At 67.8% G+C, this 25761-nt stretch carries 25 protein-coding genes; 15 read left to right on the top strand and 10 right to left on the bottom strand.

Annotated features, from left to right (window positions below; genetic code table 11):
* Positions 1–61: 61 nt before the first annotated feature.
* The 4 genes from J8I82_RS19115 to minC form a co-directional block, all read right to left on the bottom strand.
* Entirely contained in the window at positions 62–1141 is a 1080-nt protein-coding gene (locus J8I82_RS19115) for a porin (RefSeq protein WP_209760267.1), read from the bottom strand.
* 355 nt (positions 1142–1496) lie between these two features.
* The gene (minE, locus tag J8I82_RS19120; protein WP_006164360.1) at positions 1497–1751 is read right to left on the bottom strand and encodes a cell division topological specificity factor MinE; all 255 of its coding nucleotides are present in this window, start codon (positions 1749–1751) and stop codon (positions 1497–1499) included.
* A 21-nt stretch (positions 1752–1772) separates the two neighbouring features.
* The gene (gene minD / locus J8I82_RS19125) at positions 1773–2588 is read right to left on the bottom strand and encodes a septum site-determining protein MinD (RefSeq protein ID WP_029047801.1); all 816 of its coding nucleotides are present in this window, start codon (positions 2586–2588) and stop codon (positions 1773–1775) included.
* A 67-nt stretch (positions 2589–2655) separates the two neighbouring features.
* Entirely contained in the window at positions 2656–3492 is an 837-nt protein-coding gene (gene minC, locus J8I82_RS19130) for a septum site-determining protein MinC (RefSeq protein ID WP_209760268.1), read from the bottom strand.
* Between the two features lie 242 nt (positions 3493–3734).
* Here minC and J8I82_RS19135 point away from each other — a divergent pair, with 242 nt between their 5' ends.
* Together J8I82_RS19135 and J8I82_RS19140 are read left to right on the top strand one after the other, a co-directional pair.
* Positions 3735–4706 carry a magnesium and cobalt transport protein CorA gene (locus J8I82_RS19135; RefSeq protein WP_209760270.1) on the top strand — a complete coding sequence of 324 codons (972 nt, stop codon included), beginning with the start codon at positions 3735–3737 and terminating at the stop codon, positions 4704–4706.
* A gap of 144 nt (positions 4707–4850) precedes the next feature.
* Positions 4851–5552 carry a tetratricopeptide repeat protein gene (locus J8I82_RS19140; RefSeq protein ID WP_209760273.1) on the top strand — a complete coding sequence of 234 codons (702 nt, stop codon included), beginning with the start codon at positions 4851–4853 and terminating at the stop codon, positions 5550–5552.
* Positions 5553–5801: 249 nt separating this feature from the next.
* Here the strand turns inward: J8I82_RS19140 and gatB are convergent, their stop codons facing one another.
* The 5 genes from gatB to gatC form a co-directional block, all read right to left on the bottom strand.
* Entirely contained in the window at positions 5802–7259 is a 1458-nt protein-coding gene (gene gatB, locus J8I82_RS19145) for an Asp-tRNA(Asn)/Glu-tRNA(Gln) amidotransferase subunit GatB (RefSeq protein ID WP_209760275.1), read from the bottom strand.
* Between the two features lie 119 nt (positions 7260–7378).
* Positions 7379–8488 (bottom strand): dienelactone hydrolase family protein, encoded by a 1110-nt coding sequence (locus J8I82_RS19150; protein ID WP_209760277.1) that lies wholly within the window; start codon positions 8486–8488, stop codon positions 7379–7381.
* 13 nt (positions 8489–8501) lie between these two features.
* The gene (locus J8I82_RS19155; protein WP_209760279.1) at positions 8502–8960 is read right to left on the bottom strand and encodes a hypothetical protein; all 459 of its coding nucleotides are present in this window, start codon (positions 8958–8960) and stop codon (positions 8502–8504) included.
* A gap of 3 nt (positions 8961–8963) precedes the next feature.
* Positions 8964–10469: an Asp-tRNA(Asn)/Glu-tRNA(Gln) amidotransferase subunit GatA gene (gene gatA / locus J8I82_RS19160; protein ID WP_209760281.1), complete on the bottom strand. Its 1506-nt coding sequence runs from the start codon at positions 10467–10469 to the stop codon at positions 8964–8966.
* 103 nt (positions 10470–10572) lie between these two features.
* Positions 10573–10872 carry an Asp-tRNA(Asn)/Glu-tRNA(Gln) amidotransferase subunit GatC gene (gatC, locus tag J8I82_RS19165; RefSeq protein ID WP_029047793.1) on the bottom strand — a complete coding sequence of 100 codons (300 nt, stop codon included), beginning with the start codon at positions 10870–10872 and terminating at the stop codon, positions 10573–10575.
* Positions 10873–11495: 623 nt separating this feature from the next.
* Between gatC and J8I82_RS19170 the strand changes: the two genes are divergently transcribed.
* The 7 genes from J8I82_RS19170 to J8I82_RS19200 all read left to right on the top strand — a co-directional run bounded on the left by J8I82_RS19170 (position 11496) and on the right by J8I82_RS19200 (position 19598).
* Entirely contained in the window at positions 11496–12539 is a 1044-nt protein-coding gene (locus J8I82_RS19170; protein WP_008648066.1) for a rod shape-determining protein, read from the top strand.
* Between the two features lie 196 nt (positions 12540–12735).
* A complete protein-coding gene (gene mreC / locus J8I82_RS19175; RefSeq protein WP_209760283.1) occupies positions 12736–13719 on the top strand; it encodes a rod shape-determining protein MreC in 984 nt (327 codons plus the stop codon).
* Positions 13716–14228 carry a rod shape-determining protein MreD gene (mreD, locus tag J8I82_RS19180; RefSeq protein ID WP_209760285.1) on the top strand — a complete coding sequence of 171 codons (513 nt, stop codon included), beginning with the start codon at positions 13716–13718 and terminating at the stop codon, positions 14226–14228. The genes mreC and mreD overlap by 4 nt, the downstream gene beginning before the upstream one ends.
* A gap of 47 nt (positions 14229–14275) precedes the next feature.
* A complete protein-coding gene (gene mrdA, locus J8I82_RS19185) occupies positions 14276–16582 on the top strand; it encodes a penicillin-binding protein 2 (RefSeq protein ID WP_209760287.1) in 2307 nt (768 codons plus the stop codon).
* An 11-nt stretch (positions 16583–16593) separates the two neighbouring features.
* Positions 16594–17736, top strand: a complete 1143-nt coding sequence (gene rodA / locus J8I82_RS19190) for a rod shape-determining protein RodA (RefSeq protein ID WP_209760289.1) — start codon at positions 16594–16596, stop codon at positions 17734–17736.
* Between the two features lie 79 nt (positions 17737–17815).
* Positions 17816–18496, top strand: a complete 681-nt coding sequence (locus tag J8I82_RS19195) for a DUF484 family protein (protein WP_209760291.1) — start codon at positions 17816–17818, stop codon at positions 18494–18496.
* Between the two features lie 10 nt (positions 18497–18506).
* Entirely contained in the window at positions 18507–19598 is a 1092-nt protein-coding gene (locus J8I82_RS19200) for a tyrosine recombinase XerC (protein ID WP_431831558.1), read from the top strand.
* Between the two features lies 1 nt (position 19599).
* Here J8I82_RS19200 and J8I82_RS19205 read toward each other — a convergent pair whose 3' ends face one another.
* Entirely contained in the window at positions 19600–20556 is a 957-nt protein-coding gene (locus J8I82_RS19205) for a transcriptional regulator GcvA (protein WP_209760293.1), read from the bottom strand.
* Positions 20557–20804: 248 nt separating this feature from the next.
* Here J8I82_RS19205 and J8I82_RS19210 point away from each other — a divergent pair, with 248 nt between their 5' ends.
* The 6 genes from J8I82_RS19210 (at position 20805) to pxpA (ending at position 25746) form a co-directional block, all read left to right on the top strand.
* Positions 20805–21173 (top strand): DUF2917 domain-containing protein, encoded by a 369-nt coding sequence (locus J8I82_RS19210; protein WP_029047785.1) that lies wholly within the window; start codon positions 20805–20807, stop codon positions 21171–21173.
* A 174-nt stretch (positions 21174–21347) separates the two neighbouring features.
* Positions 21348–22085: a lipoyl(octanoyl) transferase LipB gene (lipB, locus tag J8I82_RS19215; RefSeq protein ID WP_209760295.1), complete on the top strand. Its 738-nt coding sequence runs from the start codon at positions 21348–21350 to the stop codon at positions 22083–22085.
* Between the two features lie 40 nt (positions 22086–22125).
* A complete protein-coding gene (gene lipA / locus J8I82_RS19220) occupies positions 22126–23130 on the top strand; it encodes a lipoyl synthase (protein ID WP_209760297.1) in 1005 nt (334 codons plus the stop codon).
* A 133-nt stretch (positions 23131–23263) separates the two neighbouring features.
* Complete coding sequence (gene pxpB, locus J8I82_RS19225; RefSeq protein WP_209760299.1) at positions 23264–23914, top strand: 5-oxoprolinase subunit PxpB; 651 nt, start codon at positions 23264–23266, stop codon at positions 23912–23914.
* Positions 23911–24930, top strand: a complete 1020-nt coding sequence (locus J8I82_RS19230; RefSeq protein WP_209760301.1) for a 5-oxoprolinase subunit C family protein — start codon at positions 23911–23913, stop codon at positions 24928–24930. Before pxpB ends, J8I82_RS19230 begins: the two co-directional genes overlap by 4 nt.
* Positions 24931–25005: 75 nt before the next feature.
* A complete protein-coding gene (gene pxpA / locus J8I82_RS19235; RefSeq protein ID WP_209760303.1) occupies positions 25006–25746 on the top strand; it encodes a 5-oxoprolinase subunit PxpA in 741 nt (246 codons plus the stop codon).
* Positions 25747–25761 lie beyond the last annotated feature (15 nt).

Here is a 25761-nt window from a genome sequence, read left to right on the forward strand (position 1 = left end):
GCGCCCATGAAAAAAGGCACCCGAAGGTGCCTTTCGCCAGGGACTGCTGATCGGGTGACGATCAGAAGATGTGGCGGATACCGACGGCAGCGCCGGTCTGGTTGTTGCGGCCCGGCATTTCGGTGATGGTGCCGCCCGAGACCTTGTTGAAGTCCACGGTGCCATAGACCTGGGTGCGCTTGGACAGCGAGTACTCGGCCAGCAGCACGCCGGTGTAGCGGCGGCCGTTGTTGTCGTTCACGCCGTTGACGTTCTCGACGTAGTCGCCGTAGAACACGCCGGTCAGGGCCAGGGCCGGGGTGGCCTGGTAGGTCATGCCGATGTAGCCGATGGTGTCCTTGCGCGGGTTAGCCGCGAAGTTGCCGCCAGCCGGGACCGGGTTCTGCGTCGCGCCACCGGTGAAGTTCAGCGAAGCGTCGACCGAGCCAGTGCGGTCCTGGCCGCCGATGTAGCCCAGGAAGATCTTTGCCGGGCCGATCGAGTACTTACCGGCAGCGCCCCACATCTGCTGCTTCTGGCCGGTGGTGTTGCGGACTTCCTGGTACACGCCGCCGATGCCGAACGGACCGTAGGTGTAAGCAGCGCGCGCGCCCCAGTACTGGTTCTGGCTCATGCTGCCCGGCTGCTCGCCGAAGCCGTAGCTGGCGCCAACGTCCAGGCCGCCGAACTTGCCGCCGTAGCTGACGACGTTGTCGTTGCGGAAGTTGGTCAGGAAGAACGGCCAGGCGTTGTTGGTGTAGTTGCCGATGGTCAGCGGATCGTAGTCGCCGAAGAAATTAAAGCCTTCGGTGTACTGGCGGCCCAGCTTGATCGTGCCGAAGTCGCCCGACAGGCCCACATAGGCTTGACGGCCGAACAGGCGGCCACCCTGGTTGGCACGGCCGGTGTCCGGATCGAAGCCGTTTTCCAGCTGGAAGATCGCCTTCAGGTTGTTGCCCAGGGCTTCGCTGCCCTTGATGCCCCAGCGGCTGTTGGTCACTGCGCCGTTGGTCAGTTCCCACAGGTTGTCGTTGTTGGCGCTCGAGTTCGTCTGGAAGCGAATGCTCTGGTCAACGATACCGTACAGGGTGACGGACGACTGGGCGAATGCCGAACCTGCCAACAGGCTGCCGGCTGCGAGGACGATGGCCGATTTCTTCATGGTGCTCCTTTTCTGTCTTGTACTGTTCTCCGCCGGATCACGGCAGGGACGAAGGTCTACGTTTCGTGTAAACGCCGGCGAAAATTTAACAAAACGTAAGCACTAAGGACACAAATGTCCGCCAGGCCCGGCTTTCAAGCAGGATTTTGGTGCGAATCCGTTGTCGCGCCGCTACAAATTCCAGCTTTGGTGCGATGCGCAACTGGCGCCACGCGGCCTGGTCACTGGGCTGGCGCGTTACGGCGGAGCGCAAAAGACGACAGGCCAGGGCGCAGACATTGCGCCCTGGCCTGTAGCGGGACAGATGGAGAGCGGGCTAGGGCGACCGGCGCGACCGGTCGCGGGCCGGCCGCGATCAGCCTTGCGGGATCTCGATCTTGACTTCGAGCACTTCCAGGTTGTCCTGGCGCTCGAGGCTGACGCGCAGGTCCTGGTCGCTGATCTTGACGTACTTGGAAATCACCGCCACCAGCTCGCGCTGCAGCGCGGGCAGGTAGTCGGCGGGGGCGGAATGGCCGGTGCGCTCGTGGGCGAGGATGATCTGCAGCCGCTCCTTGGCGACCGACGCGGACTTTTTCTTCTCCCCCAGCAGGAAGGAAAGGATCGACATTGGGATGTGCCTCCGGACCGTTTATTTGTTGCCGAAGATGCGGGAGAACAGCCCCGGCTTCTGGTAGTCGGTGAAGCGCATCGGCTTGTCCTTGCCGAGGAAGCGGTCCACCACGTCGCCATAGGCGTCGGCCACGTCGCTGCCTTCCAGATGGATGGCGGGCGTGCCCTGGTTCGATGCGTGCAGCACGGCTTCCGATTCCGGCACCACGCCGATCAGCTTGATGCGCAGGATTTCCTGGATGTCGGTCAGCGACAGCATCTCGCCGCCGTGCACGCGCTTGGGGTTGTAGCGGGTGATCAGCAGGTGTTCCTTGATCGGGTCGCCGCCCTCACTGGCGCGCTTGGTCTTGGACGACAAGATGCCGAGGATGCGGTCCGAATCGCGCACCGACGACACTTCGGGGTTGGTGACGATCAGTGCCTCGTCGGCAAAGTACATCGCCATCAGCGCACCCGACTCGATGCCCGCGGGCGAATCGCAAACGATGTACTCGAAGTCCATCTCGATCAGGCCGTTGATGACCTTCTCCACGCCTTCCTTGGTCAGCGCGTCCTTGTCGCGCGTCTGCGAGGCCGGCAGGATGAACAGGTTCTCGCACTTCTTGTCCTTGATCAGCGCCTGACGCAGGTTGGCTTCGCCCTGCACCACGTTGATCAGGTCGTACACCACGCGGCGCTCGCAACCCATGATCAGGTCGAGGTTGCGCAGGCCGACGTCGAAGTCGATCACGGCAGTCTTGTGGCCGCGCAGGGCCAGGCCGGCGGCAAAGCTGGCGCTGGTGGTGGTCTTGCCGACGCCTCCCTTGCCGGAGGTCACAACGATGATTTTTGCCATGGCTCTTTGGTCCAGTAATTAGGTTGAAGCTTGCGCTGCTTGATTGGGGTCCCCGATGCCGGTGCGGTTACTTGAGCCGCAGCGCCTCGAGGATCAGTTTTTCTTCGGCCAGGCGCACCTGGGCCGTCTTGCCGAGCACATCGGCCGGGAGCGTCTGCTCCGCGGTGCGGTAGATGCCGGCGATGGAAATGAGTTCGGGCTCCATGCACGTGCTGAAGATGCGCGCGCCGGTGTTGCCCTTGACGCCCGCCAGCGCGCGGCCGCGCAGCGGGGCATAGATGTGGATATTGCCTTCGGCGATGACCTCGGCGCCATAGCTGACCACGTCGAGGATCACCACGTCGCCGTGCGCGTAGACCTGCTGGCCCGAGCGCAGCGGCTTGTCGATCAGCAGGGTCTGGTGCTGGCGCACCGCGGCGGCGACCGCGGCGTCGGTGGCGGCCTGCGCCGCGGCGCGGATGGCGTCCTCGCGCGCGGCCTGCTCGGCAGCGGCTTGCGCGGCGGCTTGTTCCGCGGCTTGTGCGGCTGCCTGCTCCGCCTCGGCGGCGGCCCTGGCCTCGGCGCCACGATCGGCCCCACTGCCGCGGCGGCTCTGGCTGTCGAGCAGCGGCAGGCCGAAGCGCTCGGCCCATTCGCGCTGGCCCGCGCGGGCCACCACGCCGATGGCGCGTGCCTTGAGCGTGGCAAGGGTCTCGATCACCGTGCCGAGCGCGACTTCGCGATCGTCCTCGAGCGCGCGCAGGTCCAGTGCGATCACGTCGTTGGAGAAGAAATCGGGAGTGGCTTCGAACCGGGAGAGGAGGTCATCCCGCAGCGCTGCCATATCGGCGGTCTGGAGGGCGAGAAGGAGGGCGTCGACGTTGCCACTGCGCAGCTCGAAACGTGGCGATTTCTTCTGGGACATAGCCGGGTGACCGTGGAAATGCCACATTCTAACGTTCTCTTACTCAGTAACTGTAACAATTGGCGCGTTCCGTGAGATCGAGCCGCATCAGGTGCCCTGCGCGTTCCATCTGCGAAGATGTTGTGCGTCACGCGGCTCGCGATGATGACGCCGAGTGACGGGTGGCACGCAGCGCTGGCATGCACCGCCGTAGCAATTTGCAAAGCCTTGTTACGATTGCGCCATCTGGCAGAGGAGGTTCCATGGGCGCCATCGTCAATTGCGTGGCCTACCGGCAGGGCAAGCGGCTCGGCACGGTCGGCATGGAAGAGATCCCCGCGGTGCTGGGCGTGCCCGGCACCTTTGTCTGGCTCGGGCTGCATGAGCCAGACCTGACCCTGCTGCGCCAGGTGCAGCTCGCCTTCGGCCTGCATGACCTCGCGGTGGAAGACGCGCTCGATGCGCACCAGCGGCCCAAGCTCGAGGCCTACGGCGATTCGGTCTTCGTCGTGCTCAACACGGCACAACTGGCCGAAGATGAAGTGGTGGTCGGCGAGACGCACCTGTTCGTCGGTCCCAACTACGTGGTCTCGGTGCGCCACGGCGCAAGCAGCGCCTACACCCCGGTGCGCGAGCGCTGCGAAAGCGATCCGCGAGGCCTGTCCAACGGACCGGGTTATGTGCTGTACGCGCTGATGGATTTCATCGTCGACCACTACATGCCGATCGTCACGCGTCTGGAAGACACGCTGGAGGACCTGGAGCAGGGCATCTTCCGCGACGAGTTCGACCGCGAGGCGATCGAGAACCTGTACCGGGTCAAGCGCCAGGTGCTGCGCCTGCGCAATGCGGTCAGCCCGGTGGAGGACATGTGCAGCCAGCTGATCCGGCTGCACGAGGAACTGGTGCCGAAGGAACTGCGCGCCTACTTCCGCGACATCGAGGACCACGCCAGCCGGCTGGTGCGCACGCTCGACGTGATCCGCGAAATGCTGACCACCGCGGTGCAGGTCAACCTCGCGCTGGTGACGGTGGGCCAGAACGAGGTGGTCAAGCGGCTTGCCGGCTGGGGCGCGATCCTGGCGATCCCGACGGTGGTGTTCAGCTTGTACGGAATGAACTTCGATTTCATGCCGGAGCTGCAATTCCACTACGCCTATCCGGCGGTGATAGGCGTGACGGCGGTGGCATGCGGACTGTTGTGGCGGCGGCTGCACCGCGCAGGATGGATATGATCTTCCGTGGATTTATCGATGCGACTAATGATTGATCAAAATTTTGTTGGCTTTTGATTATTCGAGCCGATAGTTTGCCGCCTACCGGGCACCCTCGCTGACTCCTACACTGGAACGAAGAAGGCGCCGCGCCCGGAGTCCGCCATGTCGAAAGCCCGTTTCCCGCATGCCGCCGTGCTGGCCGGCATCCTCTGCGCATGGCTGTGCCTGCCGCCCGCTGCCGCCGCACCCCAGCCGCCCGCTCCCGCGCAGGCGCAGACACGCGACGCTGTTGCCGCCTACGAGTCGGGCCGCTTCGACCAGGCCTTGCAGGGTTTCTCCAGCGCCGCGCACCAGGGCAACCGCCTCGCGCAATTCAATTACGCGATGATGCTGCTGCGCGGCGAGGGCACAGCCGCGCGGCCGCAAGAGGCCTTGGTGTGGCTGCGCAAGGCGGCCGACAACGGCATGACCCATGCGCAATACACCTGGGGTGATCTTTACGAGCGCGGCGATCTGGTGCCGAAATCGCTGGAAGAGGCGAACCGCTGGTATGAGCGCGCGGCGCAAGGCGGCCACGTGCAGGCGCAGATGGAGCTGGCGACGAATTACTTCACCGGGCGTGGCGTGCCGCGCGACTATGCGCAGGCGTTTGCGTGGTACCGCCGTGCGGCGAGTGCCGGCGATGGTGGCGCGCAGTACATCGTCGGCAGCTTCTATGAGCACGGCGAGCCGGGCGTGGTCGACCGGGATATCGAGCAGGCGAAGATCTGGTACGCGCGCTCCGCGGCACGCGGAGACCCCGGAGCGCTGGCGAAGCTGAGGTCGCTGCTGGAGGAGACGGTGAAGGGAAGGGCGGGGATGTAGGCAAGAACTGCCAATCACCATAAAGAGGAGGGCGGTTTTGGGTGCCCCAGAGCCGCCCGAGCTAGCCCAGGCAAGTTGTTCTCCCTTTCCCCTCATAGGGAGAGCGTTGGGCTAGCTAGGTACCACAACAAGCGGGGCCTGCGGTTTTAACCCGCGGGCGTCAGCCTTTGGCCCTCCGGCCCTCACCCCCGGCCCCTCTCCCGCAAGCGGGAGAGGGAGCAAACCGAGAGTGCTCGAAAGCCTCGGGCCTCAGCCCAGCTTCTTGCGCAGCAGCTCGTTGACCTGCGCAGGATTGGCCTTGCCCTTGGTCGCCTTCATCGCCTGGCCGACCAGCGCGTTGAACGCCTTTTCCTTGCCCGAGCGGAATTCCTCCACCGACTTGGCATTGGCGGCCAGCACGTCGTCGATGATCTTTTCCAGCTCGCCGCTGTCCGACATCTGCTTCAGGCCCTTGGCGGCGATGATGGCATCGGCATCGCCGTCATGCTCGCCCGCCCACATGGCCGGGAACACGTCCTTCTTGGCGGTGTTGTTCGACACCGTGCCGTCGGCGATGCGCGCCAGCAGCCTGGCCAGCTGCGCCGGCTTGACCGGTGCGTCGTCGATGGCGATGCCTTCGCGGTTCAGCTGCGACGACACGTCGCCCATCAGCCAGTTGGCGGCGGGTTTGGCGTTGGCGGCGCCGGCATCGGTGACCACGGCCTCGTAGTAGGCAGCGAATGCCTTGGTCGCGGTCAGCGTGGTCGCGTCGTACGCCGACAGGCCGTATTGCGACACGAAGCGCGCCTGCATCGCGGCCGGCAGCTCGGGCAGCGCATTGCGCACGCGCTCGATCCAGGCCGGCTCGATCTCCAGCGGCATCAGGTCCGGGTCGGGGAAGTAGCGGTAATCGTGCGCGTCTTCCTTGGTGCGCATCGCGCGGGTCTCGCCGGTGTCCGGATCGAACAGCACGGTGGCCTGCTGGATCTTGCGGCCGTCCTCGATCTCGGCGATCTGCCACTGCACTTCGTATTCGATGGCCTGCTGCAGGAAGCGGAACGAGTTCAGGTTCTTGATCTCGCGGCGCGTGCCGAATTCCTTCTGTCCGACCGGGCGCACCGACACGTTGGCGTCGCAGCGGAAGCTGCCTTCCTGCATGTTGCCGTCGCAGATGCCCAGCCACACCACCAGCGAGTGCAGCGCCTTGGCATAGGCCACCGCTTCGGCGGCGCTGCGCATGTCGGGCTCGGTGACGATCTCGAGCAGCGGCGTGCCGGCGCGATTCAAGTCGATGCCGGTCATGCCGGCAAAGTCCTCGTGCAGCGACTTGCCCGCGTCTTCTTCCAGGTGCGCGCGCGTGAGATTGACGGTCTTCTCGTAGACCTCGCCCTTCTTGCCTTCGACCTGGATGGTGATGGTGCCGCCCTGGACCACGGGGATCTCATACTGGCTGATCTGGTAGCCCTTGGGCAGGTCGGGGTAGAAGTAATTCTTGCGCGCGAAGATGCTGCGCGCAGCGATGGTGGCGCCGATCGCCAGGCCGAACTGGATGGCGCGCTCGACTGCGCCCTTGTTGAGCACCGGCAGCACGCCCGGCAGCGCCAGGTCCACCGGCGAGGCCTGCGTATTGGCCTCGGCCCCGAAGGCGGTGGAGGTACCGGAAAAAATCTTGGAGGCCGTCGAAAGCTGCGCGTGTGTTTCGAGGCCGATCACCACTTCCCATTGCATGGCGGTATTCCTGTTCGGTTCTTTCGTTCTGTCTGTTGCGGCGGGGCGGCGTGCCGCCCCGGGTTCGGTCTGTCTGGCTGCGGGCCCCGGTGTGGCCTCGGTGCGGTCTCGGTGAGGTCTCAAGGGTCGGGGCTGGCGAGCCAGGAATCGAGCTGCGCGAGCGCCGCGGCGCGCGCCACCGCGTCGCCGCCGACGGTAACCGCACGCGCCTTGCGCACGACGCCGCCGTTGCCGGCAGCGGGCACGTCGTGGCGGACATGCAGCTCGCTGGTGCCGTCAAAGCCGTGATGGGCACCGGGGAAGATCTCGAGCCGGAAGCGCGCGTTGGGCTGGCGCGCCAGCACGGCGGACTGCAGCATGGCGCAGCGCGTCGCGGGCGTCCAGTCGTCTGCGCCGCCGATCATCAGCAGCATGGGCGTGCGCAGCCGGTAATCGTGCTGGCGCACCGCGCGCTTGCAGCCGGGATAGAACGCAACGGCGCGTTCCACCTGCGGCGTGCCGGCCGGCCACGGGCGGCTGGCGTCGACGGTGGCCAGCACCGCCTGCGCGCCGTTGGACCAGCCCAGCAGCACGATGCGCGCGGGGTCGACGCCCGGCTGGCTGCCGAGCCAGCGCAATGCGGCCAGCGCATCGGCGCGGCGCGTGCGGTCGTCGATGCCGCGGTTGTCGATCGGCTCGGTGCAGATCCCATGCGGCTTGCCGCGGGCGCTGAAGCTGTCCGGCATCAGCACGGCGTAGCCGCGCGCGGTCAGCCACTGGGCGTACTCGCGGTAGCGCTGCTGCAGCAGCGCCGAGGCGTCGGCGCCGTAATCCGCGGCCACAGTGCCCATGGGATCGTGCGGGGACAGCAGGCCGCCGCAGCCATGCAGCGCCACCACTACCGGCAGCGCACGCGGCGTGGCGCCTTCGCGCGGCACGAACCAGTAGGCGGTCAGCGCCGGCGTGGCCGCGTCGCCGCGCAGCAGCACGCGTTGCGCGGGCACAGGAGCCGAGCTCGGGGCTGCCGTTGCCGGCGCGGCTCCCTGGCGCGTCACCGTGCCGGGCGCCAGCGCGCCGGCCGGCGACAGCAGCGGCGGCTGCACCAGCGCCGGCGCCGGCAGGTCGGGTGTATGCGCCGCGGCGCCGCCCCACCATGCAACCAGGCCGAACGCCAGCACCGCTGCCGCAGTGCGGCGCGCGGCGCGGATGGCGCTGTCGGGTTGGGGCCGGAAAGCGGGTGTGCGCGGCATGGCGGTCGCGGTATCAGCGCGTGGCGGCGCAGCCGCCGCTGCCGGGCTCGAACATCACGGGCCAGGCCTGTTCATAGATGCCGGGCGTGCAGCGCTGCTGGCAGTTGGCATGCGCCAGCGTGACGCGGCGCGGGTCCTGCCAGACCATCAGCTTGCAGCCGCTGCCGTCGTTGGCGCGCAGCTCGATATGCGGCTTCTTCTGAACCTGGCGGAAGTCCGCCAGGTTGAAGGTGCAGGAGCCGCGCCGGCCTACCCACAGCTTCCACGACAGCTGCTGCACGGTGTTGTCGGAGACGCGCAGCTGGGCGTCCTCGCGGAAGCCGTCTTCCTCGGTGCGGCGGCAGTCGCCGGCCAGGTCGATGTCGCGGCTGGCGATGGGCGTGGGCTTGCCGATGATCGGCAGCTGGATGCAGCCCGCCACCAGCGTGGCGAATACCAGGGCGGCGAGCAGCCGGAGGAAGTTCGGGGTCATGGTTCAGGCCTTGGCGGGGCGACGCAGGTGCCAGTCGGTCGCCTGCTGGAACGCATGCGCGGTCTGCAGCAGGCGCGCTTCGTCGAAGTAGTTGCCGATCAGTTGCAGGCCGACCGGCATGTTGCCATCGCCGAAGCCGCACGGCACGCTCATGCCGGGCAGGCCGGCCAGGCTGGTCGACAGCGTGAAGATATCGGCCAGGTACATCTGCACCGGGTCCGAGGTCTTCTCACCCAGCTTCCAGGCCACCGTCGGCGCCACCGGACCCATGATCACGTCGCACTGGGCGAAGGCGCGCTGGAAGTCGTCGGCGATGATGCGGCGGATCTTCTGCGCCTGCAGGTAGTAGGCGTCGTAGTAGCCATGCGACAGCACGTACGTGCCGACCATGATGCGGCGCTTGACCTCGGCGCCGAAGCCTTCGGCGCGGGTCTTCTTGTACATGTCGAGCAGGTCGCGGTACTCGGCGGCGCGGTGGCCGTAGCGCACGCCGTCGAAGCGCGACAGGTTCGACGAAGCCTCCGCCGGCGCGATCACGTAGTACACCGGGATCGACAGCTCGGTCTTGGGCAGCGTCACCTCGACCAGCGTGGCGCCCAGCTTTTCATACTCGGCCAGCGCGGCGCGCACGGCCTGCTCGACGTCGGCCGACAGGCCCTTGCCGAAGTACTCCTTCGGCAGGCCGATGCGCAGGCCCGCCAGCGGGCGCTCGGCGCTGGCGCCGGCGCGCGGCTGGCCCAGCAGGCGGGTGTAGTCCTCGTCCACGCCGCCTTGCTCCGGCGGGATGCTGGTCGAGTCCCTGGGGTCGAAGCCGGCCATGGCGTTGAGCAGCAGCGCGCAGTCCTCGGCCGAATGCGCCATCGGGCCGCCCTGGTCCAGCGACGAGGCGAAGGCGATCATGCCGTAGCGCGAGACGCGGCCGTAGGTCGGCTTGATGCCAGTGATGCCCGAGAACGACGCCGGCTGGCGGATCGAGCCGCCGGTGTCGGTGCCGGTGGCGGCGGGCGCCAGGCCGGCGGCGACGGCAGCGGCCGAGCCGCCCGACGAGCCGCCGGGCACGCGGCTGGTGTCCCACGGGTTCTGCACCGGGCCGAAATGCGAGTTCTCGTTGGACGAGCCCATCGCGAATTCGTCCATGTTGGTCTTGCCCAGCGTGACCATGCCGGCGGCGGCCATGCGTTCGACCACGGTGGCGTCGAACGGGCTTTCGTAGCTGCCCAGCATCTTCGAGCCGGCGGTGGCGCGCCAGCCGCGGGTGACGAACACGTCCTTGTGCGCGACCGGCACGCCGGTCAGCGGCGCGGCTTCGCCGCGCGCGCGGCGCTCGTCGGCGGCGCGCGCCTGCGCCAGGGTGCGCTCGGGGTCGACGTGGATAAAGGCGTTGAGCGCGGCGGCCTGTTCGATGCGGGACAGGTACTCGCGCGCGAGTTCCTCGGCGGAGACGGTGCGCGCGGCCAGGGCGTCGGCGAGCTGGCGCAGGGAGGTTACGGAATCAGCGGAAAAGGGCATGACAGTCGGGTTGGCATTCGGGGTGGCGTACTGGCTGGGGCGGCAGGCGCGGCAAGGCCCTGCGAGGTTCGCCAGGTTCGGCAACGCGCGCGGCCGGCGCAGGTCACTCGATGACCTTGGGCACCAGGTACAGCCCGTTCTCGGTGGCCGGGGCGGGACGCTGGTAATCGTCGCGGCGGTCGTTCTCGGTGACCGCGTCGTCGCGCAGGCGCTGCACCATGTCGCGGACGGCCGACAGCGGGTGCGCCAGCGGTTCGATGCCGGTGGTGTCGACCGCCTGCATCTGCTCGACCAGCGAGAAAAAGTTGTTCAGCTGCGCAAGCGTCTGTTCGGCCTCGGCATCGCTGGTTTCGATGCGGGCCAGGTGGGCGATGCGCTTGACGTCGGATAGGTCGAGGGCCATGGCGTGGTGGTTCGGATGCTCGGATGCGGAGGTGCCGGCAGCGGCCGGCGGCCGGCCGTGCGGCGGTGACGTCGCGCGGTCGGACAAGGCGTCTCCGGAGCGCTGCAACGGCGCAACGGAGTCGTCGGAATTACAGGGTTTTTCAGGCCGTAAACGCCCGAAGCAGCAGGAATTATAAGGTATCATTGCGTGCTCCCGACCTTTGGCAACGCCTTCGTCACTTTGCCGCAAGCCGGTCCCCGGCTGGCCCGCCGTGCCTGGCGGCCGAAGGTGCCCGAAGGGCGAACCTGGGTCCTCTGATTAGGCCTTTGCCACCGGCCACGACAGCCCGAATTCAACGGGTCCTGACGCGCCGGTGCCTGCACATTTTCGTGCGCATTGTCGCGAACTTTTTCGCGAGGCCTAATCAAAGGTTCCCGTAGGGCTGGCCCGCGCGGCATGCCGGCAGCGGCGCCGACCCCGACTCCAATCCAGCACCCCGGCCGGGCACCTGCGCCGGAGCGTGGGCGGGCCGGGAAGCCGAGAACCGTTCCGTATTCAACACCCAAGTACTTCGTGGCCGGGCCGCCCGCGGCGCCGGCCGCTTCGCCTACCCGCGAACACCATCACAGACAGGATTCCTGATGTTCGGATTTCTCCGCAGCTACTTCTCCAACGACCTGGCGATCGACCTCGGCACCGCCAACACGCTGATCTACATGCGCGACAAGGGCATCGTGCTGGACGAGCCCTCGGTCGTCGCGATCCGCCAGGAAGGCGGTCCCAACGCCAAGAAGACGATCACGGCGGTGGGCAAGGAAGCCAAGCAGATGCTGGGCAAGGTGCCGGGCAACATCGAAGCGATCCGTCCGATGAAGGACGGCGTGATCGCCGACTTCACCGTCACCGAGCAGATGCTCAAGCAATTCATCAAGATGGTGCACGACAGCAAGCTGCTGCGTCCGAGCCCGCGCATCATCATCTGCGTGCCGTGCGGCTCGACCCAGGTCGAGCGTCGCGCCATCCGTGAATCGGCCCTGGGCGCCGGTGCCAGCCAGGTGTACCTGATCGAGGAGCCGATGTCGGCCGCGATCGGCGCCGGCCTGCCGGTGTCGGAGCCGTCGGGCTCGATGGTGGTGGACATCGGCGGCGGCACCACCGAGGTGGGCATCATCTCGCTGGGCGGCATGGTCTACAAGGGATCGGTGCGCGTCGGCGGCGACAAGTTCGACGAGGCCATCGTCAACTACATCCGCCGCAACTACGGCATGCTGATCGGCGAGCAGACCGCCGAAGCGATCAAGAAGGAAATCGGCTCGGCCTTCCCGGGCTCCGAAGTCCGCGAGATGGAAGTCAAGGGCCGCAACCTGTCCGAGGGCATCCCGCGCGCCTTTACCGTTTCGTCCAACGAAATCCTGGAAGCCCTGACCGATCCGCTGAACCAGATCGTGTCGGCGGTGAAGATCGCGCTGGAACAGACCCCGCCCGAACTGGGCGCCGACATCGCCGAGCGCGGCATGATGCTGACCGGCGGCGGCGCGCTGCTGCGCGACCTGGACCGCCTGCTGGCCGAGGAAACCGGCCTGCCGGTGCTGGTCGCCGAAGACCCGCTGACCTGCGTGGTGCGCGGCTCCGGCATGGCGCTGGAACGCATGGACAAGTTGGGCAGCATCTTCTCCTACGAGTAAGCACCAGGAACTGCACGTGGCGATGCGCGGCCTGCCGGATCGTTGGATCAGGGCTGTGTCGCGGCGCCGCATCGGCCGGGGGATCGCCCCGGCAACGCCCGCCGCCCTGCGGCGCCGTGCCCCCTCCGGGCGCGGCACCGCGGGCGGCGCGGTGTTTGCGGCATTCGCATGCGTGCACCGGCCTGCGTTCGGGTAAATGGATTACTCTCCTCCGCCGCTCTTCAAGCAAGGCTCCTCGGCTGTCGCCAGGCTGGTGCTCTACGTGGGCATCGCCCTGGCGCTGCTGGTGGTCGACGCCCGTTTCAACGCGCTCAGCGTGGGCCGGCAGGTGGCCGCCACCGTGCTGATGCCGGTCGAGCGCCTGGTGCTGGTGCCGCGCGACGCGCTGCGCACCGCGTTCGACTACGCGCAGTCTTCGGCCATCCTCGCCTCCGAGAACCGCGAGCTGCGCGAGAACGCCGTGCAGCAGGCCGAGGCCTCGGTGCGGCAGGCGCAGCTCGAGGCCGAGAACAACCAGTTGCGCAAGCTGCTGGGGCTGGCCCGGCAATCGGCCACGCCGGTGACGGCGGCCGAGATCCTCTATGACGCGCGCGACCCCTACAGCCAGCGCATCGTGATCGACAAGGGCAGCCAGCAAGGCCTGCGCGCGGGCTACCCCGTGATCGACGAGCGCGGCGTGGTGGGCCAGGTCACGCGCGTGTCGCCGTTCCAGTCCGAGGTGACGCTGCTGACCGACAAGGACCAGGCGATCCCCGTGCAGGTGGTGCGCAACGGCCTGCGCAGCGTGGCCTTCGGCGGCGCGCGCGCGGGCCAGCTGGACCTGCGCTTCATGGCCGCCGCCGCCGACCTGCAGCAGGGCGACCTGCTGGTGACGTCGGGGCTGGACGGGACCTACCCGCCGGGGCTGCCGGTGGCGAAGATCGTCCATATCGAGCGCAAGGCCGACACCGCGTTCTCGCGCATCTACTGCGAGCCGGTGGCCGGCGTGCGCGCGCACCGTCAGCTGCTGGTAGTGCGTTACGACTCTGCCATCCCGCCGCGCGAGACCGTCGAGTCCAGGCCCGAGGCGCCGGTCAAGGGCGCGAAGTCCGCCGCCGCGCGCGCGGCCGCGGCCAGCGCCGCGGCGGCCAAGGCACCTTCCGCCAAAGAGGCCAGGGACGCCAAGGAGGGCCAACGGTGACCAACCCCCAATACCTGCTGCGGCCGGTCAATCCCGCGTTTATCGCGCTCAGCTTCGTGCTGGCGTTCCTGTTCAACCTGATGCCGTGGGGCGATACGCTGTGGATCCCCGACATGGTGGCGCTGGTGCTGGTGTTCTGGAACATCCACCAGCCGCGCAAGGTGGGCATGGGCGTGGCCTTTGCGCTCGGCCTGCTGATGGACGTGCATGACGCGCGCCTGCTGGGCGAGCATGCGCTGGCCTATACGCTGCTGGCCTACTTTGCCATCACCATCCACCGCCGCGTGCTGTGGTTCACGGTCTACACCCAGGCGCTGCACGTGCTGCCGCTGCTGTTCATCGCGCACGCGGTGCCGGTGCTGATCCGCCTGGCGATGGGCGCGCCGCTGCCCGGCTGGCAGCTGCTGCTGGCGCCGGCGATCGAGGCGCTGCTGTGGCCGCTGGCGACCAGCCTGCTGCTGGCGCCGCAGCGCCGTTCGAGCGATGTCGACGAGACGCGTCCGATCTGACGCCCGGATTTGACGCCACTCATCCCTAACAGGCCCCGCGCAGTACCATGACCGAAATCCGCAACGTCGAACTGGAAATCGGCCGCTTCCGCATCCGCGTGGCGGCCGCGGCCCTGTTCACGGTGATCTGCTTTGGCCTGCTGTTCACGCGCTTTTTGTGGCTGCAGTGGTACAAGCATGACCAGTACTCGGCCAAGGCCGAGGACAACCGCATCTCGGTGGCGCCGATCGAGCCCAATCGCGGCATCATCATGGACCGTAACGGGATCGTGCTGGCGCGCAACTATTCGGCCTACACGCTGGAGATCACGCCGTCCAAGCTGACCGATACGCTGGACAACACCATCGAGGGCCTGTCGGGGCTGGTGGAAATCCAGCCGCGCGACCGGCGCCGCTTCAAGCGGCTGATGGAAGAGTCGCGCAGCTTTGAAAGCCTGCCGATCCGCAGCCAGCTGACCGATGCGGAAGTGGCGCGCTTCTCCGCGCAGCGCTTCCGCTACCCCGGCGTGGACGTGCGCGCGCGGTTGTTCCGCCAGTACCCGCTGGGCGAGTCGGCCTCGCACGTGATCGGCTACCTGGGCCGCATCTCGCAGCGCGACCAGGAGCGGATCGAGGCCATGGACGAGGCCAACGACGCCGACAGCGCCAAATACGATCCGCGCAAGGACGCCGACAACTACAAGGGCAGCAACTACATCGGCAAGATCGGCCTGGAGCAGAGCTACGAGACCGAGCTGCACGGCCTGACCGGCTTCGAGGAAGTGGAAGTCAGCGCCGGCGGGCGCCCGATCCGCACGCTGTCGACCTCGCCCGCCACGCCGGGCAACAACCTGATCCTGTCGCTGGACATCCGCCTGCAGCAGCTGGCCGAGGCGCTCTATGGCGACCGTCGCGGCGCGCTGGTGGCGATCGAGCCGGCCACCGGCGATATCCTGGCGTTCGTTTCCAAGCCGACCTTCGATCCCAACCTGTTCGTCGAGGGCATCGATACCAATACCTGGAACGAGCTCAACGGCTCGCCCGACAAGCCGCTGCTGAACCGCCCGCTGCGCGGCACGTATCCGCCGGGCTCGACCTACAAGCCGTTCATGGCGCTGGCGGCGCTGACCACGGGCAAGCGCACCGCGGCCTGGGGCATGTCGGATCCGGGCTTCTTCACGCTGGGCAACCACACCTTCCGCGACGACAAGCCGGGCGGGCACGGCTGGGTCGACATGCAGGCGTCGATCGTGCATTCGTGCGACACCTACTACTACGCGCTGGCGCGCGACATGGGCGTCAACGGCATCCATGACTTCATGAAGCCGCTGGGCTTCGGCCAGATCACCGGCATCGACATCGAGGGCGAAAGCCGCGGCATCCTGCCGTCGACCGAGTGGAAGCGCAAGGCCTACCGCAAGCCCGAGCAGCAGAAGTGGTATGACGGCGAGACCATCTCGCTGGGCATCGGCCAGGGCTACAACAGCTTCACCATCCTGCAGCTGGCGCAGGCCACCTCGGTGATCGTCAACAACGGCAAGGTGATGAAGCCTCACCTGGTCAAGGCGGTCGAGGACGCGGTCACACGCAAGCGCACGCTGACGGTGCCCAAGGAAAGCTACACGATCCCGCTCAAGCAGGCCGACATCGACGTGATCAAGCGCGCCATGGTGGCGGTGACGCACTCCGGCACCGCGGCGCGCGTGTTCGCCGGCGCCTCGTACGAATCGGCCGGCAAGACCGGCACGGCGCAGACCTACAGCCTGTCCAAGGGCGAGAAGTACAACCACCATGCGCTGGCCGAGCACAAGCGCGACCACTCGCTGTACACCGCGTTCGCGCCGGCTGACCAGCCGAAGATCGCGATCGCGCTGATCGTCGAGAACGCCGGCTTCGGCGCCGCGGTGGCCGCGCCGATCGCGCGCAAGCTGATGGACTACTACCTGACCGGCAAGTGGCCGGCCGAGCTGGAGGCGATGGCGCCGCCGGCCGGCGAGCGCGTGGCGGGCCGCCCGCCGGTGGATACGCCGAGCGTGTTCACCACCGGCCAGACCGCCAGCATTGCCAGCGCCACGGTGATGTCGTCCGGTGCCGCCCCCGCCAGCGGCGCCGCCGCCAGCGCCGTGGCCGCGGCCTCCGGCGCGCAGCCGGTGACGCCGGAGGCCATCGCCGCCGCGCTGAACGCCGGGGCAATCGCGCCAGCTTCGGCCGTGGAGACGCTGGACCAGCGCATGCTGCAGGCCCTTGGCCATAGCAAGCCCGCGCCGCAGCCGGCCTCCGCCCCCGCCGTGCAGCCCGCCAGGGCGCCCGCGCCCAAACCTCGCGTCAAGCCCGTGTCCGCCAAGGCGGCCAGCGGTGCCGACGCCACCCGCTGAAGGAGACGCGCATGGATCGCCGCCGCGTCATCTCCCTGATCAAGACCGCGCTGACCGGTTTTGACAAGCCGCTTTCGCTGATCGTCTTCCTGCTGTTCGCCACCGGCATCGTCGCGCTGTACTCGGCCGCCATCGACATGCCGGGCCGCGTCGAAGACCAGCTGCGCAACATCCTGCTGTCGTACGTGGTGATGTTCGTGATTGCCTACCTGCCCACGCAGACGCTGATGCGCGTGGCGGTGCCGATCTACACGATCGGCGTGGCGCTGCTGATCGCGGTGGCCATGTTTGGCCTGATCCGCAAGGGCGCGCGCCGCTGGCTCTATGTCGGCATGGTGATCCAGCCGTCGGAGATCATGAAGATCTCGATGCCGCTGATGCTGGCGTGGTACTTCCAGAAGCGCGAGGGCGTGATCAGGTGGTTCGACTTCATCGTGGCGCTGGGGCTGCTGCTGATCCCGGTCGGCCTGATCGCCAAGCAGCCTGACCTGGGCACCGCGCTGCTGGTGATGGCGGCGGGCCTGTACGTGATCTACTTCGCCGGACTGTCGTGGAAGCTGATCCTGCCGCTGATGGGCCTGCTGGTGGTGGCGATCACGCTGCTGATCACGTTCCAGAACGACATTTGCGCGCCGGGCGTAAACTGGCCGGTGCTGCACGATTATCAGCAGCACCGCGTGTGCACGCTGCTTGACCCGACCAGCGACCCGCTCGGCAAGGGCTTCCACACCATCCAGTCGATCATCGCGATCGGCTCGGGCGGGGTCGAGGGCAAGGGCTTCCTGAAGGGCACGCAGACCCATCTTGAATTCATTCCCGAGAAGCACACCGACTTCATCTTCGCGGTCTACTCGGAGGAGTTCGGCCTGATCGGCAATGCGCTGCTGCTGGTGCTGTACCTGCTGCTGATCTTCCGTGGCCTGTTCATTGCAGCCAATGCGCCGACGCTGTTCTCGCGGCTGCTGGCGGGGTCGATCACGCTGATCTTCTTTACCTATGCGTTCGTCAACATGGGCATGGTCAGCGGGATCCTGCCGGTGGTGGGCGTGCCGCTGCCGCTGATGAGTTATGGCGGCACCGCGCTGGTGACGCTGGGGGCGGGCATCGGTATCCTGCTGAGCATTTCGCGCCAGAAGCGGTTGATCCAGACGTAGCGCGGGCGGCACAGGAAGGGGGGGCGACGCCCCCCTTTGCTAAACTGCCACCCAATCTTCCTCTACCGGTCCAAGCCCCATGAACGCCCAAGACGTTGCCGCCTACCTGCAGAGCCACCCCGAATTCTTCGAAGAGCACGCCGAGCTGCTGGCCGCCGTGCAGCTGACCAGCCCGCACAGCCACCGCGCCGTGTCGCTGCAGGAGCGCCAGATGGAAATCCTGCGCGAGAAGAACAAGGGCCTGGAGCTGCGCCTGGCCGACCTGGTGCGCCATGGCCACGACAACGACCGCACCCAGCAGCGCCTGCACGACTGGCAGCTGCGGCTGCTGGCCGAGGCCGATTCGCACGCGCTGCCGTACGCCGTGCAGGACGGCCTGCAGCAGGTGTTCGACGTGCCGGCCGTGGCGCTCAGGCTGTGGAGCGTGTCCGGACAGTACGCCCACATGGAAGTCGCGCAGGGCGCCAGCGAAGATATGCGCCTGTTTGCCGAAGGCCTGCGCGCACCGTATTGCGGCGCCAACGGCGGCTTCGAGGCGGCGGCGCTGCTGGAGCGCGACGATATCGTCTCGCTGGCGATGGTGGCGCTGCGCGTGCCGGTGCGCGCTGCCGAGGCCGGCACCGATGTGCAGGGCGCCGCGTTCGGCCTGCTGGTGCTGGGATCACCCGACCCGCGCCGCTTCCATGAAGGCATGGGCACCGCCTACCTGGCGCAGATCGGCGAAGTCGCCGGGGCCGCGCTGAACCGCCTGCGCGACTGAGGCCGATGCCGTGAGCGCACGCCGGCCGCCGCGCCAGCCCGCTCCCGCGCCGGCGGATGACGGCGCGTCCGTGCCGGCCGATCCGCCGGCCGATCCGCTGGTGGTACGCTATCTCGACTGGCTGCGCGGCAGCCGCAAGCTGGCCGACCATACGCTTGCCAGCTATAGCCGCGACCTGCGCGTGCTGCAGGCGCATGCCGCGCGCTACGCGCCCGGCGTCGCGTTGCTGGCGCTGCAGACACACCATATCCGCAACTTTGCCGCCCGGCTGCACGGCAGCGGGCTGGTCGGCACCAGCATCGCCCGCACGCTGTCGGCGTGGCGCGGCTTCTACCAGTGGGCGGCGCGGCATGGCCATGGCGTGACGGTCAATCCGGTCGAAGGCGTGCGCGCGCCGCGCTCCGGCCATGCGCTGCCCAAGGCGCTGTCGGTCGAGCATGCGGTGGCGCTGGTTGCCCACACCGCCGGCACGGATGGCCAGGCCCTGCGCGACCGTGCGGTATATGAACTGTTCTATTCCAGCGGGCTGAGGCTGTCGGAGCTGGTGCAGCTGGACCTGCGCTATGCCGACGTTGACGGCTACCGGTCCAGCGGCTGGCTCGACCTGGCTGGCGCGGAAGTGACGGTGACCGGCAAGGGCGCGCGCCGGCGCACGGTGCCGGTCGGCAGCAAGGCCATCGAGGCGCTGCGCGCCTGGATCGCGGTGCGCGACACGCTGCTGCGTCCGGGCGCGGCGCCCGAAGATGCGCACGCGTTGTTCCTGGGGCCGCGCGGGCAGCGGCTGTCGATGCGCACGGTGCAGCTGCGGCTCAAGCAGCAGGCGCTGGGCGCCGGCGTGCCGGCCGACGTGCATCCGCATATGCTGCGGCATTCGTTCGCCACGCACGTGCTGCAGTCGTCGGGCGACCTGCGCGCGGTGCAGGAGATGCTCGGGCATGCCAGCATTTCGACCACGCAGATCTATACCGCACTGGATTTCCAGCACCTGGCGCGGGTCTACGACAAGGCGCACCCGCGCGCGGGACGGCGCCCGGCGCCTGCGCCGGAAGCGCCCGCCGACGAGGCTGGCGAAACCAACGAATCCGACGAAGCCGGAGACTAGCTCACTCCCACTGCGCCAGCACCTCGCGGAAGCGCTCGATCTCCGGCATCAGCCAGCTGCGGAAGGCTTGCACCTTGGGCAGGTTCAGCGACCCCGGCGCGCACACGAAGTACAGCAGCCACGGACACGGGATGCTGACATCGAACAGCCGCACCACGCGCCCCGCCAGCAGGTCGTTGTAGGCCAGCGAGGAGCGGATCAGCGCGATGCCCTGGCCCTCCGACGCGGCCTGCAGCAGCAGCGACGAATCTTCCATCAGCAGGCCCTTGCGCGGCTCGGGCCAGTCCAGCCCGGCGGCCTCGAACCACGGCTTCCACGGATCGCCCTCGCCGCGCAGCAGCGGCAGGCCGGCCATCTCCTCGGGCTTCTGCGGCAGCCGGCCGCCATTGAAGCCGGGGCTGCACATCGGGAAGAAGACGTCGTCGAGCAGCTTTTCCACGTACAGGCCGGGATAGTCGCCGCTGCCCATGCGCAGCGCGATATCGACCTCCTCGTGGGCAAAGTTGACCAGCGTGTTCGACGACAGCAACTCGACATCCAGCTCCGGATGGCGCTCGATAAAGCTGCCGATGCGCGGTGTGAGCCAGCGCGCGGCGAACGAGGGCATGGTGCTGATGGTCAGCCGCTTGTCGCGGTTGCCGGCCTGCAGCACGCGCGTGGCATCGGCGATCTGCAGCAGCGCGTCGCGCACGCGCTCCGCGTAGACGCGGCCCGCAGGGGTCAGCGCCACGCGCTTGCCGTGGCGCTCGAACAGCGGCAGGCCGAGCTCGTCTTCCAGCGCGCGGATCTGGTGGCTGACCGCGCCGTGGGTGACAAACAACTCCGTCGCCGCGCGCGAAAAGCTCTCATGGCGCGCCGCCGCCTCGAACGCACGCAGGGCGGTCAGTGCCGGCAGGCGCGGCAGTTCGCGATGCCAGCCGCGTGGCAGGTCCTTTTCCCAGGCGCTCTTCCAGGCCATGGCTGCCTCCGGTGAAGTCGGGTGTATGTGAGTTTGACTAACAAGAACAAAGAAAATATATCGTTTTGATAGTGTCCGGGCAATCACTAATATTCCTTCACCGGCCCCCGCTGTCGCGATTCACTTAACGGCGTATTCCACAGGATTTAACTGGCCTGGTCCCCTTGCCGGGCCAGTTTTCGTGGATTCGTTGCCCATAAGCGACAGCGTGGCGCAAGTGCCCCCGGCCGGCTGAACGGAGAACTTCGATGAAAACCGTGCTCACAACGACCGTGTTCACCCTGAATCCTGGCGAAGTCACCGCACTGTCGGTACACGCCGCCCAGCGCCTGCATGTCGAGAAAGCCAATGGCATGGACGTATGGCTGACGCGCGAAGGCGATTCGGAGGACTACTGGCTGCGTTGTGGCGGCAGCCTGTTGCTCCGCTCCGGCGACGAGGTGGTGGTCAGCATCGACCCGCGCGCGCAGGAACCGGTACGCCTGGCGCTGATCGCCGAAGCACGCCGTCCGGCGCTGGCGCTGGCCGACGTGCCGCACCTGGTGTACCGCAGCCTGCGCCGGCTGGTTCGAGGCACAGAATGGACACCTAACCAGGACCAGGCCGCCGCATCCTGAAGCCGACGTGGAAGCGGATGGGGCATTGTCCGCGTCACACCGGCGCCGCGCGCACTTGCGCCTGGCCTGGTCGCGTGACGCAGCCGACGATTCCCCCGCACCGCAAGGCTGACAGTGGCGGGGCAGGGCAGGGCAGGGCCGGCACAAGCCGGCCCTTTTCGTTACACTCTCGCCATGCATCCGATTCAGATCATCGAACGCGGCCGCGAGAACTATCAGCCGTGTTTCGACGCGATGCGCGCTTTCACCGCCGCACGCTCCCCCGAGACGCCTGACCAGATCTGGCTGGTCGAGCACCCGCCGGTCTACACGCTGGGCCAGGCGGGCGATCCCGCACACCTGCTGTCGCCTGATGACAACATCCCCGTGGTGCAGATCGATCGTGGCGGCCAGATCACCTATCACGGTCCAGGCCAGGTGGTGGCTTACCTGTTGCTCGATTTGCGCCGCCGCCACCTGATGGTGCGCGAGCTGGTTCATGCCATCGAGCAGGCAGTGCTGGACACGCTCGCGGCGTATAATCTCGCAGCCGAACGCAAGCCCGGCGCCCCCGGCATCTACCTGTCCGACGGGCCGCACCAGGGCGCCAAGATTGCCGCGCTCGGCCTCAAGATCCGCAACGGCTGCAGCTACCACGGCGTCAGCCTCAACGTGCAGATGGACCTGTCGCCGTTCCTGCGCATCAACCCCTGCGGCTATGCCGGACTGGAAACGGTCGACATGGCTACCGCGGGCGCCACCTGCCCGGTGGCGGATGCCGATGGCGCGCCGTTGCCCGTGACCGCGGCAAGACAACCTGACATCGCACAGCGCCTGGCGGCTGCATTGTGCGAAGTGCTGGCAGCGCACGAATCCCGCGTGCTGGCGGCTGAAGCCGCCGACGTGAATGCCGACCCGGCCCTGGCCTCCTAGTCAAAAGCGAAATGCACGCTGAGCGCGTGCGGAGAAATGTATGAGCGACGCCCTGATCGCCCCGATCGCATCTTCCAGCGAAGTCCCGCAGTCCCCCGCGGAGGCGTACGACCCGACCCGCAAGCAGAAGTCGGCCGACAAGACCGCACGCATCCCCATCAAGATCGTGCCGGCTGAAAAGCTCAAGAAGCCGGACTGGATCCGCGTGAAGGCCGCCACCGGCAATTCGCGTTTCTACGAGATCAAGGACATCCTGCGCGCCAACAACCTGGTGACGGTGTGCGAGGAAGCCAGCTGCCCAAATATCGGCGAATGCTTCGGCAAGGGCACGGCGACCTTCATGATCATGGGCGACAAGTGCACGCGACGCTGCCCGTTCTGCGACGTCGGCCATGGCCGCCCGGATCCGCTGGACGTGAACGAGCCCGGCAACCTGGCACGCACCATTTCCCAGCTCAAGCTGAACTACGTGGTGATCACCAGCGTCGACCGCGACGACCTGCGCGACGGCGGTGCCCAGCACTATGTCGACTGCATCTCGCAGACGCGCGAGTTGTCGCCCGACACCCGCATCGAAGTGCTGGTGCCCGACTTCCGCGGCCGCCTGGACAAGGCGCTGGACATCCTGCAGGCCTGCCCGCCTGACGTGATGAACCACAACATGGAAACCGTGCCGCGCCTGTACAAGCAGGCCCGACCGGGCGCGGACTACGCGCACTCGCTCAAGCTGCTGCAGGAATTCAAGCGCCGCAACCCCGACGTGCCGACCAAGTCCGGCCTGATGGTGGGCCTGGGCGAGACCGACGAGGAAATCCTGGAAGTCATGCGCGACATGCGCGCGCATGACATCGACATGCTGACCATCGGCCAGTACCTGGCGCCGTCGAACCATCACCTGCCGGTGCTGCGCTACGTGCATCCGGATACGTTCAAGATGTTCGAGGAAGAGGCTTACAAGATGGGCTTCACCCACGCTGCCGTGGGCGCGATGGTGCGCAGTTCGTACCACGCAGACCAGCAGGCGCATCAGGCGGGGTTTGCCTGATCCGCATCAGGTTCATGAGTTTTCAAGGCGGCCGGGACTAGTCCCGGCCGTTTTGCTTTGCAGGCCTGTTTTCCGCATCGCATTCCCCCGGCTGCCAGCCTACACTGGTAAAAAGTGCGCTACCAGGAATCCCATGAGCCCCTGCACCATTCACCGCCTCGCCGAACAAGCGCTGCTCTACAGCGTGGCGCCCCCCGCATCGCTGGAGGTCCAGCGCCGTATCTGGGCGATGGCGGCGCGGGCCGAAGGATGGCGCGGCGTGGTCGACGTGGTGCCGGGCATGAACAACCTGACGGTGATCTTCGACGGCAGTGCCGATGTCGAGGTGCTGGAGCGCAGCCTGAAGCAGGCCTGGGCCTCGAACGAGGCGCGCAACACCACCGGCAAGGTGGTCGAGATCCCGGTGCGCTACGGCGGCGGGCATGGGCCGGACCTGGCCGATGTGGCCGCGCATACCGGGCTGTCGCCGCGTGAAGTGGCGCACCGTCATGCCGCCGGCGAGTACGTGGTCTATTTCCTGGGTTTCCAGCCTGGCTTTGCCTATCTGGGCGGGCTGGTGCCCGAGCTGGCCACGCCGCGCCGACGCGAGCCGCGGGTGGCGGTGCCGGCCGGGTCGGTCGGCATCGGCGGCGAGCAGACTGGCATCTATCCGGCAGTGTTGCCGGGCGGCTGGCAGCTGATCGGCCACACCGATATCGCACTCTTCGTCGCGGATCGCGATCCGCCGTCCCTGTTGGCGCCCGGCGATACCGTGCGCTTTGTCGCCGAGGAAATCATCGCGTGATCGAAATCATCCGACCTGGCGCGCTCGCCTCGGTGCAGGACCTGGGCCGTACCGGCTTCCGCCGTATCGGCGTGGGCAGTTGCGGGGCGATGGATACGCTGGCCGTGGCGGTCGGCAACCGGCTGCTGGGCAATGCGCCGGAGTGCGCTGCCATTGAATTCACGCTGGGACGCGCCGCGGTTCGCTTCCATGCGGACATGCGCGTTGCCCTGGCTGGCGCGGAGTGTGGCGCAACGCTGGATGGGACGCCGGTCTGGTCCTGGCATGCCTTCGACGTGCACGCGGGCGAGATCCTGGTGCTGCCGCCGGCGCGTGGCGGTACGCATGCCTATTTGTGCGTGGCGGGCGGCATCGATGTCGAGCCGGTGATGGGTTCGCGCAGTACCGACCTGAAGGCCGCCTTTGGCGGGCTGGACGGTCGCGCGCTGCAGGAGGGCGACCGGTTGCCGGTGGGGCGCGCGGGGTTGCCAGCCGATGGCGACTGGATTGGCGTGCAGGCGCCGGCGTGGGCGTTGCCGGCCGACCTCGACGGCAAGGCCACGGCGGTGCGCATGCTGCCCGGGCCGGAGTATGAAGACTTCGAGAAGGAATCGCAGCAGGCCCTGTGGCAGTCCGACTGGATCGTCACGCCCAACAGCAACCGCATGGGCTTGCGACTGAATGGCCCCGCGCTGGCGCGCCGCGCCGAGCGCAGCGCCGACCTGCTTTCGCACGGCGTGGTGCCGGGCGTGATGCAGGTGCCGCCGGCCGGGCAGCCGATCGCGCTGATGGCCGATGCGCAGACCACCGGCGGCTATCCCAAGATCGGCGTGGTGATCGGCGCCGACCTGTGGCGGCTGGCGCAGGTGCCGCTGGGCGCGGCCGTGCGCTTCGTGCCGGTGACGCTGGCACAGGCCGCCGCCGCGCAGACTGAGCTGGACCGCTACCTGCGCCAGATCGACCAGGCGCTGCAATGGCAGGGCGACGGCATGGCCATCGCCGCGCGCCGGCGCACGCTGACCCGAGCTGCGGCCTGAGCCGGCCGCGCGTACTTGTACACCTCGACAGGAGCGGCACCGCGGACCCTCACCGCACCGCTCAGGAGAATGGCAATGCAGATCGACCTGAACGCCGACCTCGGCGAAGGCTGCGGCAACGACGAGGCGCTGCTGGCGCTGATCAGCTCCGCCAACGTGGCATGCGGCTGGCACGCGGGCGACGCCGCCACCATGATGCAAACGGTGAAATGGGCGCTGGAGCATGGGGTCGCCATCGGCGCGCATCCGAGCTATCCGGACCGCGAGAACTTCGGCCGCACCGAGATGCGGCGCGACCCCGAGGAGGTCTATGCCGACATGCTGTACCAGATCGGCGCGCTCGAGGCGATCGTGCGCGCGCAGGGCGGCGAGCTGCACCACGTCAAGCCGCACGGCGCGCTCTACAACCAGGCCGTGCGCGACCCGGCGCTGGCGCGCGCCATCGTGCGCGCGGTGCGGGATTTCGATGCCGACCTGGTGTTCTTCGGCCTGGCCGGCAGCCACATGATCGACATCGCCAGGGAGGCCGGACTGCGCGTCAAGCAGGAGGTGTTTGCCGACCGCGGCTACAACCCCGACGGCACGCTGGTCAGGCGCGGGACGCCCGGCGCGCTGCACGAGGACGAGGAAGTCGCGCTGAACCAGACGCTGACCATGGTGCGCGAAAAGCGCGTGCGCGCGATCGACGGCACCTGGGTGCCGATCCAGGCCGAGACCGTCTGCCTGCACGGCGACGGTGCCCATGCGCTGGCCTTCGCGCGCCGCATCCGGGATCGGCTCACCGCCGAGGGCATCGCCATCCGCGCCGGCAACTGACGGCGCGGGGCTTCG

The organism is Cupriavidus consociatus (assembly GCF_017814975.1).
Classification (GTDB): domain Bacteria; phylum Pseudomonadota; class Gammaproteobacteria; order Burkholderiales; family Burkholderiaceae; genus Cupriavidus; species Cupriavidus consociatus.